Origin of the sequence: Agrobacterium sp. YIC 4121, from assembly GCF_002008205.1 — a bacterium.
Classification (GTDB): Bacteria; Pseudomonadota; Alphaproteobacteria; order Rhizobiales; family Rhizobiaceae; genus Agrobacterium; species Agrobacterium leguminum.
On sequence record NZ_MRDI01000027.1, the window covers coordinates 497,098 to 508,692 of the forward strand.

Annotated in this window: 10 protein-coding genes; 7 read left to right on the forward strand and 3 right to left on the reverse strand. The window is 60.0% G+C overall.

All coding sequences use genetic code 11. The features are described from left to right. Positions 1-153: 153 nt before the first annotated feature. Entirely contained in the window at positions 154-666 is a 513-nt protein-coding gene (locus tag BTE54_RS24265; protein WP_078054242.1) for a YcxB family protein, read from the forward strand. A 253-nt stretch (positions 667-919) separates the two neighbouring features. Here BTE54_RS24265 and BTE54_RS24270 read toward each other — a convergent pair whose 3' ends face one another. Then, a complete protein-coding gene (locus BTE54_RS24270; RefSeq protein ID WP_003524087.1) occupies positions 920-1,840 on the reverse strand; it encodes a cation diffusion facilitator family transporter in 921 nt (306 codons plus the stop codon). Positions 1,841-2,021: 181 nt separating this feature from the next. Between BTE54_RS24270 and BTE54_RS24275 the strand changes: the two genes are divergently transcribed. Beyond that, complete coding sequence (locus tag BTE54_RS24275) at positions 2,022-2,810, forward strand: SDR family oxidoreductase (protein WP_078054243.1); 789 nt, start codon at positions 2,022-2,024, stop codon at positions 2,808-2,810. Between the two features lie 22 nt (positions 2,811-2,832). Here BTE54_RS24275 and BTE54_RS24280 read toward each other — a convergent pair whose 3' ends face one another. Then, positions 2,833-3,804, reverse strand: a complete 972-nt coding sequence (locus BTE54_RS24280; RefSeq protein ID WP_198939222.1) for a sensor domain-containing diguanylate cyclase — start codon at positions 3,802-3,804, stop codon at positions 2,833-2,835. 305 nt (positions 3,805-4,109) lie between these two features. Here BTE54_RS24280 and BTE54_RS24285 point away from each other — a divergent pair, with 305 nt between their 5' ends. The 3 genes from BTE54_RS24285 (at position 4,110) to BTE54_RS24300 (ending at position 6,693) form a co-directional block, all read left to right on the forward strand. Beyond that, positions 4,110-5,408: an Hsp70 family protein gene (locus BTE54_RS24285; RefSeq protein ID WP_065654818.1), complete on the forward strand. Its 1,299-nt coding sequence runs from the start codon at positions 4,110-4,112 to the stop codon at positions 5,406-5,408. Positions 5,409-5,451: 43 nt separating this feature from the next. Further along, positions 5,452-6,351, forward strand: coding sequence for a uracil-DNA glycosylase (locus BTE54_RS24290; RefSeq protein WP_078054244.1), 900 nt, complete (start codon positions 5,452-5,454; stop codon positions 6,349-6,351). 150 nt (positions 6,352-6,501) lie between these two features. Next, positions 6,502-6,693, forward strand: a complete 192-nt coding sequence (locus BTE54_RS24300) for a hypothetical protein (RefSeq protein WP_003509784.1) — start codon at positions 6,502-6,504, stop codon at positions 6,691-6,693. 256 nt (positions 6,694-6,949) lie between these two features. Here the strand turns inward: BTE54_RS24300 and BTE54_RS24305 are convergent, their stop codons facing one another. After that, complete coding sequence (locus BTE54_RS24305; protein WP_059753763.1) at positions 6,950-7,885, reverse strand: DMT family transporter; 936 nt, start codon at positions 7,883-7,885, stop codon at positions 6,950-6,952. Between the two features lie 440 nt (positions 7,886-8,325). On the opposite strand from BTE54_RS24305, the gene pepN reads away from it, so the two are divergent. Both pepN and BTE54_RS24315 read left to right on the forward strand, forming a co-directional pair. After that, a complete protein-coding gene (pepN, locus tag BTE54_RS24310; protein ID WP_078054245.1) occupies positions 8,326-10,974 on the forward strand; it encodes an aminopeptidase N in 2,649 nt (882 codons plus the stop codon). Positions 10,975-11,102: 128 nt separating this feature from the next. Further along, on the forward strand, positions 11,103-11,423 hold the full coding sequence (locus BTE54_RS24315) for a carboxymuconolactone decarboxylase family protein (protein WP_065654163.1): 321 nt from the start codon (positions 11,103-11,105) through the stop codon (positions 11,421-11,423). Positions 11,424-11,595: the final 172 nt, after the last annotated feature.

Consider the following 11,595-nt stretch of genomic DNA (forward strand, 5'->3'; position numbering starts at 1 on the left):
GTATCGATGATTGTCCGCTGTCGCCCCCATTGAAGACGTTCACCGGCTTGATCGCGACGCTGCAAACCGGACATAGTACGACAGCAAGACGTGTCGCAGGTTTTGAGAATTATGTCATAGGTGTGGTATCTTACCAGGGAGACAATGAGAGATATGAACCGCAGCGTCACCTTCACTTTGACCGCCGACGACTATGTTGCTGCCAACAAGCTGTTCATACTGAAATATTCAACCTCACGCTGGCCGCTCGTTTGCTGGCTGATTTTCGTTGCTTTGCTGCTTGCCTCGCTCTTCACGTTGGCGCTGCGATTCCCCGATGCGCCTTTCATGTCGCTCTTCTACATCTGTGTGGTGGTTGTGATCTCAATACCGCTCTACCAGTATTTTTTCGGCGCTGCCGTGTTTGCCCGCAAGGCCTACGCAGAACAGAAAACCCTTCAGCAGCCGATCACGGTTACATGGTCTGAGGAAGGCTTTAGGAGCAAGGGACAGCAGGGCGACTGGAATGTTCCTTGGAACGACTATCTCAAATGGACCGAAGACAGCAAAGTGATCCTCCTCTATCAGAGCGCGCGCGTGTTCAACATGCTGCCCAAGCGCGTCCTGACGCCAGCACAGATCGAGGACTTCAGGCAATTGGTGGCCACCCACATCAAACGCGCGTAAAATGCCCCCACGAAGATGGAGCCGTTCCTATCGCAAACTCCCAAGTTGCTTCAAAATCGCCACTGCCGACTTCTAAAGGAATTTCTGTAGCAAGCGTTTGGTGCAAAACTCCGGCTTGAGCGACACTGGAAGACCTCTTCCCTCTCTCTCAGCGTGAAACTTGCCAATCCGCTCTCCCCTCATCGGTCCCGTCCAGATCAGTGCTACAATCGGTTTGGGCCACAAGCCGACTAGCTAAAATCGCTCTCCAACATCAAACCGCCCATTCCTCATCCGTCGTGAACACGATCGTCAGCCAGCGGTCGCTCCCCTCGCCGCCCAGCGCATCGCCGATCTCGTCGCGGATCGCGTCCCATTCTTCCAGACGCCGGGGCGGCCAGTTTTTCGGGACGATGAAAAAGAGTTCGATCTGACGGCCGCGGCCGACGCGGGCGACATAGGAATAGTGCGAGGAGAAACCGAATTTCTCCACCGTCTCGGCGGCCACCCGGTCCACATGCTGCTTGAATTCCAGCGGGGTCACCAGAAGAATATCCGCCAGCGCCTGTTTCACATTGCCGAGCGGCATGGGAATGATGACGAGGCAGACCAGCGCCAGCACGGCCGGGTCGATATAGGGTGCAAGCCATGCCTGCGCCGTTCCCGTGAGCCCGTAACCCACGGCGAAGGCGACGAAGAGCGCCATGCTCAGAAGCGCGCTCATCAGCCAGCTTTTGGCGTCCAGCGCCACGAAGGCGGATTTCAGCCGGCGGTTCTGCCGTTTGACGAACCATGCCATGGCGAGCGAGACGGCGAAGCTGACGAAGGTGACGACAATGGCGTAATCGAACTCGATCGATCTGCCGCCATCCATCAGGCTGTCGACGGCATTGATGAGGGCGTAGATCGCCGCCCCCATCAGGAGGGTGCCGTTAAGCCCGAGCACCATCGGCTCCAGATGCCAGAAGCCCATGGTGAAACGCTCCACCAGCCGACCGCCGGGTTTGGGCGCGGCGGAAGCGGCGATCAGCCGCGCGACAAGCAGCGCCAGCACCGTCATGAAAGCATCCGTCAGCGCATAGACACCATCGAAAACCACGGCGAAGGAGCCGGAGAACAGGCCTGCGCCGATGCCGAAGAGCGCCAGGAGAACCGTGACGGCAATGGAGAATTTGAGCAGGGATTGTTCTGTCATGACGTGTCTTTACCTTCAAACCGGACGCTACCTTGCTCGAAGCGTTTTCCCTTTTCCTTGAATCGAGAAAACCCTCTAACTCTTTGTTTTGTAGCATTTCCGGGCGGAAAACCGGGGTCCACTTTTCCTGGAAATACTCTATAAACAGCACATTGAGCACTCACAAGACAGGACAAAACCCATGGATCTCGGCATTTCCGGCAAACGCGCCCTCGTTCTCGCCTCCTCTCGCGGCCTTGGGCTGGGCATTGCCACCGCGCTGGCGAAAGAAGGCGCACATGTCCTTCTTGTCGGCAGAAGCGGCGAAAAGCTGGAGGCGAATTGCAAGGCGATCAATGCGCTCGGCAAAGGCAAGGCCGACTGGGTCTGGGGCGATCTGGCCGAGGACAATTTCGTCGAGGCCATGGTTCAGGCCGTCAGGGAAAAGCTCGGCGGCATCGATATTCTCGTCAACAACACCGGCGGCCCGACGCCAGGCCTTGCGCAGGAAATGACGGCCGACAAGCTGGATACCTTCTTCCAGTCGATGGTGCTGCGCGTCATCACGCTCACCAATGCGCTTTTGCCGCAGATGAAGGAACAGGGTTTCGGCCGCATCCTGACCGTCGCTTCCTCCGGCGTGTTCGAGCCGATCGCCAATCTGGCGCTGTCCAATACGCTGCGCGGCGCACTGGTCGGCTGGAGCAAGACGCTGTCCTCCGAAGTGGCCGGTTTCGGCATCACCTCCAACCTGCTGCTGCCCGGCCGTATCCACACCGACCGCATCGATGAACTCGATGGCGCCAACGCCAAGCGTCTGGGCAAAAGCGTCGAGGAAATTCGCGAGGCTTCCGTCAAGAGCATTCCGGCCGGTCGTCTCGGGACGGTGGAGGAATTTGCCGCCGCCGGCGCTTTCCTCTGCTCGGTGCCGGCAAGCTACATCACCGGCACGATGCTCAGGGTAGATGGCGGCGCGGCGAAGTCGAATTAAGGCCACAGAGCTACGAATCCGGTCAGGAAGCCGCTCCGTAGATCACGTAACGGTTCCGGCCGGTATTCTTGGCCTCGTAGAGGGCGGTATCGGCGCGGCGCAGGACATCGCTTGCGCTCTCGCCCGGATTTGCAAAGGCAATGCCCGCCGAGCAGCTGTATCGGAAACCGGGCATGTCTGCGAGCGGTGAGGCCTGCGCCAGTGATGACAGCACTTCCTGCATGACCGCCTCAACGCCCAAAACGCGCGAACCGGCGAGCATCAGCAGGAACTCCTCACCGCCGATCCGCCCCACGAGATCGTCGCGGGCGACCGCAGCAGAAAGTCGGGCGGCGAAGTCCTTGAGAACCAGATCGCCGCAGGCATGGCCAAATCGGTCGTTCACCGACTTGAAGTGGTCTATGTCCATGATGATGACGGCAAGGGCCTCGGCCTTGTTGGGGCCAAGCCTGTGATTGAGAATATCCATGACGTAGCGACGGTTGCCGAGGCCGGTCAACTCGTCGCTCAGGGCGAATTTCAGCGCCCTGTCCCGCTCCTGGCGAAGATCGCGCAGCTCAACACCGAGTTCGGAAATATCGGTGACGACGCAAAGCATCCAGCCGCCCGGCAGCGTCGTCTCGGTCGTCAGCATCCAGCGCCCGTCATTGAGGCTGGTTTCAATGGTGCGATACGGCAGCTTGCCGCGCCTCGTTCCCGCCGAGCGCAGCCATAATTCGAAATCGGCGGTCTCGACGGCCGTGCCGGTGGAGTTGCGGTAACCGATGCGCATCAGATCGGCCCATGTCGGAAATTCGTCCGGCCCGATGCCGAGCGCCATGCGGAACGCCGCGTTGGCGAAACGCAGTTCATCTTCGCCGTCGAAAAGGGCATAACCCTGCTGGGACGCCGCCATCAGGTCAATGAGATGGCGGTTGAAGCTCTCCGCATCGCCGCGGGCGTTTTGCGCCGGCAACACGTCTTCGAGGGTGGAACGGGCCGGCTTTCGGGACATCGGGGCTCCGCGTGTGCAAACACAACAAATACAAAAATAAATCTGCTCTTTAACGCTATAGTTCAGCCTTATACTCTCTTTATGCGAAAAAATATTTAATGCCGGCGGCATGACGGCCTTCCAGCCATGGTGATTACTTCATGCAATTTTCACAATAAACCCGGGTGCAGGCGCTTGCCATTCCGTCAGCCCTGTGCAATCAACCGCCCTCCTCTGACATCGGGGTGCCAAAGGCATCCCTTATTTTCACGCCGGGCCGCCTTTCAGGCCGGGCGGGTGTTTCTATCGGCAACAAGGATATGGCGATGACGCAAAAGCGGGCTCTCGGCCTCGATTTCGGCACGACCAACACGGTCATGGCTTTTTCCGACGCGGGCGGCGCCAGCCGTTCCATGCGCTTCACCAGCAGCGCGGGCACGGATGACAGCATGCGCACGGCGCTCTCCTTCATGAAGGATGCCGGCCTTGGTGCGGCCGCCCTGCATGTGGAAGCCGGCCATGCCGCCATCCGGCAATTCATCGACAATGCCGGCGACTGCCGTTTCCTGCAATCGATCAAGACATTTGCGGCCTCGCCGCTGTTTCAGGGCACGCTGATCTTCGCCAAGCGCCAGAGCTTCGAGGATCTGATGGACGTGTTCCTGCGCAAGCTGAAGACCTATGCGGGCGAGGAATGGCCGGGGGACGTCTCCACCGTCATCGCCGGCCGGCCGGTGCGTTTCGCCGGCAGCAATCCGGACGAAACGTTGGCGCTCGCCCGTTACAACGAGGCGCTCACCCGCGCCGGTTTCCCGGAAATCCACTATGTCTACGAGCCGGTGGCAGCCGCCTATTATTTCGCCCAGAGCCTGAAGAAGGACGCCAATGTGCTGGTGGCGGATTTCGGCGGCGGCACGACGGACTATTCGCTGATCCGCTTCGAGACCCATGCCGGCAAGCTTTCCGCCACCCCCATCGGCCATTCCGGCGTCGGCGTGGCGGGCGATCATTTCGACTTCCGCATGATCGACAATCTGGTCTCGCCGGAAATCGGCAAGGGCAGCAAGTTCAAGAGCTTCGACAAGGTGCTGGACGTGCCCTCCGGCTATTACGTGAATTTCGGCCGCTGGAACCAGCTGTCGATCTTCAAGACCTCGAAGGAATTCACCGACCTCAAATCGCTGGTGCGCTCGGCGCTGGAGCCGGAAAAGCTCGAACTCTTCATCGATCTTGTCGAACATGACGAGGGTTATCCGCTCTATCAGGCGATTTCCGCCACCAAGATGGCGCTCTCCTCAGCGGAAGAAGCGGAATTCAACTTCGCACCATTGGGCAAGGCCGGCCGCAAGATGGTGAAGCGCAGCGATTTCAACAACTGGATCGCCGAAGACCTCGCCAAGATAGAAGAAGCGCTCGACGAGGTTCTGGAAAAGACGAAAGTCGCGCCCGAAGCCATCGACAAGGTGTTCCTGACCGGCGGCACTTCCTTCGTGCCGGCGGTTCGGGAGCTTTTCACCCGCCGTTTCGACGCGGACCGGATCGAAAGCGGCGGCGAGTTGCTCTCGATTGCCCATGGTCTGGCCATGATCGGCGAAAGCGGCGACATTCAGCGCTGGACAGTGTGATTTGCGGGTTTCCCGGGCAGGGAACATGGGTTAATTTCCGCCCATGATCGCCGCTCACGACCTCTCCCCGGCCGAACTCGCCGCCCTCCTGCATTTCCATGCGGATGCGGGCGTGGACTGGCTGCTGGAAGACCAGCCGGTCGATCGTTTCGCCGAATTTGCCGCTGCCCGCCCGGCCCGATCCGCGCCTGCGCAGGAGGCCGCAGCAGCTTCACGCCAGATGGAAAGGCCGGCGGACCGCCGTGCCGATGCGCCTCAGCGGCAGGCGGCGACGCGCAGCGCCCCCGCGCGCGGCGCACCGGCTGCCCCCGCCATTCAGCAGAATGTCGCCATGCCGGACGAGCAGGCGGTGGCGGCGGCGCGTTTTGCGGCCGAAAGCGCGCGGTCGCTTGCCGAGCTGAAAACCGCGCTCGACGGTTTCAGTGGCTGCAACCTCAAGAACAGCGCGCGCAATACGATCTTTACCGAAGGCGACCCCGCCTCCGCCATCATGGTCATCGGCCCGATGCCGGATGCCGATGACGACCGCGAGGGCCTGCCCTTCGCCGGCAAGGCCGGGCTGTTGCTCGACCGAATGCTGGCGGCCATCGGGCTTGAGCGCAGTACCATCATGCTCGGCAATGTCGTGCCCTGGCGGCCGCCGGGCAACCGCCCGCCGACTCAGGCCGAAATGGATATCTGCCGCCCCTTCATCGAGCGTCAGATCGCCCTTGCGGAGCCGAAACACCTGTTGCTTCTCGGCAACTTTACCGCACGTTTCTTCTTTGGCGGCACCGGCACCATCCATACGCTGCGCGGACAGTGGCGTGATGTCGCAGCCGGACATCTGATTTTGCCGGCTTTGGCCAGCCTGCATCCGCAGGAACTTTTGAATGCGCCTGCCAGCAAGTCATTGGCATGGCAGGATTTATTGGCTTTTCAGGCAAAGATTGCCGAAGGCTGACTGCCTTATTCTTGCTCAATGTAAATGAATTATGAAAAAAGCCATGCACAATGCGCATAACAGCGGCGCATTTGCTCAGCTTGCGGAATCCATGCTGCGCTGCGATATAGCCCCATGTCTTGGGAGGAATAGGTTTAAGGAACCAAGGCAATGACCACTCGCTTCCGTCCGGTCCATTCCGGCTTTGAAACGCTCCGCCTGGCGGGCCTCGGCCCTCGCTCCAGTCAGGGCTACCATCGTTTCGGCGCAGCCGCAAACGAACAGATGACCGCACGCGCTGCCATGCAGCAGGTTCGCGTGACGCGTCCCTCGGCAGTCTTCGCGGATTTCCGCGAGCGCTGAGAAGCAATGAGGCCAGTCTAGCGCTGGTCCACAGATATGATTGCGCGCTGGCGTCTTTCTTCGGGAAGGCGCCTTTTGCTTTTGCGGTTTTTACGATCATAAGTCTCCGTCATGCCGGACCTGATCCGGCATCCAGCCAGCCCAAGTCCTTGGGCTGAAAGAACTCTTTTCGCCGCGCGGACGCGCGTCGGCTGGATCCCGGCTCAAGGCCGGGATGACGGAAGCGGTTGCCATGAAACACCGGCAATAACATCCCTCACCCCTGCGGCGTCGAGGCCTTGCGGGCCGCCCGTCTTGCCAGGCCCAGCTGATGCTCGCGAAAGATGATGAAGATGCCGGCGAGGATAACGATCGCCGTGCCGATCAGCATCGTCACCGTGGGAATATCTCCGAACAGAATGTAGGAGACCGCGATGCCGAAGATGATGGAGCTGTATTCGAAGGGCGCGATGACGGAGACTTCGGCGTGCCGGTAACTCTCCGTCAGGAAGATTTGCGCGACCCCACCGCAGATGCCGCTCGTGATCAGCAGCATGGCCTGCGTCATGCTCAACGCACTCCAGCCGAAAGGCACGCTGACGAGCGACAGCAGGGTGGCGGTGAGCGAAAAATAAAGCACGATGGTCGGCGTCTTTTCAGTCTCCACCAGTTGCCGCACCTGGATCATCGCCAGACCGCCGAGCGCCGCACCGCACAATACGGCAATGGCCCCCAGCCCCTCACCCGCGGCAAAACCGCCTTCCCTCAGAAGCGTCATCTTCGGCCAGAGAATCACCAGCACGCCCGTCATGCCGACAAAGACCGCGCTCCAGCGATAGATGCGCACCTTTTCATGCAGGATGACGGCGGCAAAAACGACCGCGAGAAGCGGCGAGGCGTAACCGATGGCGATGAATTCCGGCAGCGGCAGCATGGTCAGCCCGTAAAAGCCGCAGGCCATGGACAGGATGCCCAGAAACCCGCGCTTGAAATGGCCGAAAAGATTATTGGTGTGCAACGCGCTGGTCAGCGCATGCAGCCACGCCAGATAGACGACAATCGGGAGAATGGCGAAAGCGGAGCGGAAGAAGGTGATCTGGCCGGCCGGTACATCGCCTGCGGCCTTGATACAGGTCTGCATGACAAGAAAAAAGCCGACCGAAATCAGCTTCAGGCTAATCCCGCGAAAGGGATTCATCGGTTCGGCGTTCATTGGCAACTACTCATATCGGCTGCGCAAACACGCCATCGGGAGATTTTTCATGCGGGGAGGACGACGCAGGGGAATTGGATTTATGCAAGGCTAGAGCATTCCTCCGGCGCTTTACAACAAAAAATGTGATTTACCCGTGAATTCGGCTGATTTGGGGAGGGATTGTTTTCGCGGCTGCGGAAATGATGCAAACCAAAAGCGACGCGCGCTAAAATTTGAAGAAAATAAAATATAATTTCAGCAATCGTTCAACATTTGCTGCCATGGTCCACAGGTCCGGCGGCGGGAGGATTGTCTGCATGGCCGGCAAAGCCTTCCATGGCGGGACAGAACGTCCTCCGACGCGCACATGAACGTGACGAATATTCTACCCATTTTACATCCGGGCCTTATGACGACATGATGCCGGGAAGACCACGCAAAGTTATTCAGGGACAGTCATGCGAACAGACACGGGCCAGATCGTTCACCTGGCAGATTACCGCCCCACCGATTTCGTTCTGGAGCGGGTGGATCTCACCTTCGAACTCGACCCCAAGAATACCAAGGTCGAAGCCCGTCTGATCTTTCACCGGCGCGAAGGCGCCGAGCGGCAGGCGCCGCTGGTTCTGGATGGCGACGAGCTGAAGCTTTCCAGCCTGCTGCTCGACCAGGTGGAACTTCCCGCCGGTCAATATGAGGCGACGCCGGAGAGCCTGACCATCCGCGACCTGCCGGCGGAGGCGCCCTTCGAAATCTGCGTCACCAATTACATCAATCCGCAGGTCAATACGCAGCTGATGGGGCTTTACCGCACCAATGGCGTCTATTGCACCCAATGCGAGGCGGAAGGTTTCCGCCGCATCACCTATTTCCCCGACCGTCCCGATGTTCTGGCGCCCTATACGGTGACGATCATCGCGGCAAAGGACGGCAATCCGCTGCTGCTCTCGAACGGCAATTTTCTCGGCGGCGGCAATTACGATGAAGGCCGTCACTTTGCGGCATGGTTCGATCCGCATCCGAAGCCCAGCTATCTTTTCGCACTCGTCGCCGGCGATCTCGGCGTGGTGGAAGATACCTTCACCACCATGTCCGGCCGCGATGTGGCGCTGAAGATTTACGTCGAGCATGGCAAGGAGCCGCGCGCGGCCTATGCCATGGACGCGCTGAAGCGTTCGATGAAATGGGACGAAGAGCGCTTCGGCCGCGAATACGACCTCGATATCTTCATGATCGTCGCCGTATCCGATTTCAACATGGGCGCCATGGAGAACAAGGGTCTCAACGTCTTCAACGACAAATTCGTGCTGGCAGACCCGGAAACCGCCTCCGATGCGGATTACGCCAATATCGAGCGCATCATTGCGCACGAATATTTCCACAACTGGACCGGCAACCGCATCACCTGCCGCGACTGGTTCCAGCTCTGCCTGAAGGAAGGCCTGACGGTCTATCGCGATCAGGAATTTTCCGCCGACATGCGCTCTCGGCCGGTCAAGCGCATCGCCGATGTGCGCCATCTGAAATCGGAGCAGTTTCCCGAGGATTCCGGCCCGCTGGCGCATCCGCCGCGCCCCGATACCTATCGTGAAATCAACAATTTCTACACGACGACCGTCTATGAAAAGGGCGCCGAAGTCACCCGCATGATCGCCACGATCCTCGGCGCGGACGACTTCAAGAAGGGCATGGACCTCTATTTCGAGCGCCATGACGGCGAAGCCGCCACCGTCGAGGATTTCGTCAGGAGCTTTGCGGATGCCAGCGGCCGTGACCTTTCGCAGTTTTCGCTGTGGTACACCGAAGCGGGCACGCCGCTCGTTTCCGTCTCCTCGGCTTATGATGCGGGCAAGTCCACATTCAAGCTCACTCTGGAACAGACGACCGCGCCGACGCCCGGCCAGCCGGTAAAACAGCCGCGTCACATTCCGCTGTCGCTGGCGCTGATCCTCGACAATGGCCAGATCGCCGAACCGCAGGCCGTCGAAGGCGGCGAATATCGCGACGGCGTGCTGCATCTGGCCGAACGCAACCAGACCTTCTCTTTCTCCGGCATTTCCTCGCGGCCGGTGCTGTCGATCAACCGGAGCTTCTCGGCGCCGATCAATCTGGATTTCGAGCAGAATGCGGCCGATCTGGTACAGATCGCCCGGCATGAGACGGATATGTTCGCGCGCTTTCAGGCGCTGACCGATCTTGCCCTGCCGGCGCTGATTGCCGCCACCAGGGCCGTGCAGAATGGCAATGACGTTCAAACGGATGCGGAGCTGACCGCAACGCTTATCGAAATCATTGGCAACGACGCACTTGAGCCCGCCTTCCGGGCGCAGGCTCTCGCCTTGCCGAGTGAAACGGATATCGCCCGTGAAATGGGCGGCGACAATGACCCGGACGCCATCCACAAGGCGCGCAACGCCACCATCAAGGCCATTGCGACAGCCGGGCTCGAAACGCTGCGGCGGCTTGCCGAAAGCACGGCTGATGGCGAGGCCTACAGCCCGGATGCGGCAAGTGCGGGACGCCGTTCGCTGCGCAACGGCGCGCTGACCTTCCTCGCCTTTGCCGAGGAAACGCCGGCCAGCGCGGCAAAGGCCTTTACTGAGGCCACCAACATGACCGATCTCGCCCATGCGCTTAGCGTGCTGACCCAGCGTTTCCCGGAAAGTACGGAGACAAAAGAAGCGCTTGCCGCCTTCGAAAAGCGCTTTGCCGACAATGCGCTGGTGCTCGACAAGTGGTTCTCGCTGCAGGCAGCCATTCCGGGCGACGGCGCGCTCGACCGGATCAAGGCACTGATGAAATCGAAACATTTCATCGCCACCAATCCGAACCGGGTCCGCTCGCTCGTCGGCACGCTTGCCTTCGCCAACCCTACCGGCTTCCACCGTGCCGATGGCGCCGCTTACCGGTTCCTGGCCGAGCAGATCATCGCCATCGACAAGCGCAATCCGCAGCTTGCCGCCCGCATTCTCACTTCCATGCGCTCCTGGCGGTCGCTGGAGGCAAGCCGTGCCGAGCACGCCAAGGCGGCGCTTTCGACGATCGCCGACGCCAAGGGCCTGTCGACGGATGTGAGCGACATCGTCGGGCGCATCCTGAAGGGCTGACCGCCCCGCCAAAACTCCGAGCAATGCCGATACGCCGTCTTGATCGCCATCAAGGCGGCGTATTGCGTTGCGCGGCATGATGGTGCGCGAGAGGCCGGGAACGGCTGAAGACCGGAAAGGAATTTCAGATGACGGATATGTCCAGGACCAGCGCTTCGTTTCAGCGCTTCATGACCGATGCTCCGGCCCACAAGGCGGCATGGTTTCAGGCCGTGCAGGGTCTCGGGGCGGCGTCCACGCTCGATGCGAAAACACAGAGCCTGATATATATCGGCATTCTTGCCGCCCTGCGTCTGGAAAGCGGCCTCGCCTTTCACGTGATGGAAGCCAAGGTGCGGGGCGCAAGCCGCGACGATATCATCAGTGCGGTGCTGACCGGTCTTCCGGCGGCCGGCAATGGCGTGATCAGCGCGCTTGGCCCGGCTCTCGACGCCTTCGACGGAGCCTGACGCCTGTTCCAGCGGCGCTCCGCAAAGACCGGATCAGATTGCCGGCTCACTGATTTCGTTCATAATTCCCGCCTTCACCAAAGCGGAAACAGACCGTCCCGAAAAAATACGGAGTCGGTTCAAGGGGTTAAAATTCTTTTAACTTTTGCCTCTGGACACGGCGAATCGCATT

What these genes read in the sequence shown, in the direction of transcription:
- BTE54_RS24265 (WP_078054242.1), top strand. Translation starts at nt 154, where the DNA reads ATGAACCGCAGCGTCACCTTCACTTTGACCGCCGACGACTATGTTGCT.
- BTE54_RS24270 (WP_003524087.1), bottom strand. Translation starts at nt 1,840, where the DNA reads ATGACAGAACAATCCCTGCTCAAATTCTCCATTGCCGTCACGGTTCTC.
- BTE54_RS24275 (WP_078054243.1), top strand. Translation starts at nt 2,022, where the DNA reads ATGGATCTCGGCATTTCCGGCAAACGCGCCCTCGTTCTCGCCTCCTCT.
- BTE54_RS24280 (WP_198939222.1), bottom strand. Translation starts at nt 3,804, where the DNA reads ATGTCCCGAAAGCCGGCCCGTTCCACCCTCGAAGACGTGTTGCCGGCG.
- BTE54_RS24285 (WP_065654818.1), top strand. Translation starts at nt 4,110, where the DNA reads ATGACGCAAAAGCGGGCTCTCGGCCTCGATTTCGGCACGACCAACACG.
- BTE54_RS24290 (WP_078054244.1), top strand. Translation starts at nt 5,452, where the DNA reads ATGATCGCCGCTCACGACCTCTCCCCGGCCGAACTCGCCGCCCTCCTG.
- BTE54_RS24300 (WP_003509784.1), top strand. Translation starts at nt 6,502, where the DNA reads ATGACCACTCGCTTCCGTCCGGTCCATTCCGGCTTTGAAACGCTCCGC.
- BTE54_RS24305 (WP_059753763.1), bottom strand. Translation starts at nt 7,885, where the DNA reads ATGAACGCCGAACCGATGAATCCCTTTCGCGGGATTAGCCTGAAGCTG.
- pepN (WP_078054245.1), top strand. Translation starts at nt 8,326, where the DNA reads ATGCGAACAGACACGGGCCAGATCGTTCACCTGGCAGATTACCGCCCC.
- BTE54_RS24315 (WP_065654163.1), top strand. Translation starts at nt 11,103, where the DNA reads ATGACGGATATGTCCAGGACCAGCGCTTCGTTTCAGCGCTTCATGACC.